The organism is Methylobacterium bullatum, assembly GCF_014845095.1.
Taxonomy (GTDB): Bacteria; Pseudomonadota; Alphaproteobacteria; order Rhizobiales; family Beijerinckiaceae; genus Methylobacterium; species Methylobacterium bullatum.
Genome location: NZ_NKUG01000140.1, coordinates 1 through 554, shown reverse-complemented (window position 1 = coordinate 554; position 554 = coordinate 1). Strand labels below are relative to the sequence as shown.

Here is a 554-nt window from a genome sequence, read left to right as displayed (position 1 = left end):
TGTTGAGATAGCAGTAGATTTTAAAAGTTCTAAAGAGGCGCGCAAGCCAATGATCGGGGAGGGGAATTTGCCGATGACGCAATTGTCTCGTTCGCGATCGACGCTTCCTGTTTCGTTCAGCGAGCTCCCATGATCGTCTGTTCCTGTAACGTGTTGTCCGATGGTGCCGTCCGCGCTTGCCTGAAGGACGGGCCCGATTGCCCGAGAACCCCGGCACAGGTCCATGCCTGCCTCGGCTGCAGCCCGAAATGCGGCCGCTGCGCCCGGACCATCCGTTCGATCATGCAGGCGGCTCTGCAGGGTGCCCTGCAAGACGCGGTGGCGGAGGCCGGCCATGCGTGCGGAACGGGTTGCGCAAGCAGCTGTAGTTTGGTTCAATTCCAAACTGCGGGGGAGGGGATCGCCGCCTGAGGGCCTGTGCGAGGCCCCACGCTCCCCTTCGAGCTTGAAATAGCCGGACGGGAGTGAGTTTTATGAAGGGTGATGCTAAGGTCGTCGAGTACCTCAACAGAGGTCTGCGCAGCGAACTGACGGCCGTGAGCCAGTACTGGCTC

General features: G+C 60.6%; 1 protein-coding gene and 1 pseudogene. Both read left to right on the top strand.

What is annotated here, in order from left to right; genetic code table 11:
• Positions 1 to 129: 129 nt before the first annotated feature.
• On the top strand, positions 130 to 411 hold the full coding sequence (locus MBTS_RS23870) for a (2Fe-2S)-binding protein (protein WP_082473248.1): 282 nt from the start codon (positions 130 to 132) through the stop codon (positions 409 to 411).
• Positions 412 to 473: 62 nt separating this feature from the next.
• Positions 474 to 554, top strand: a pseudogene (locus MBTS_RS18725) (bacterioferritin); the annotation flags it as partial.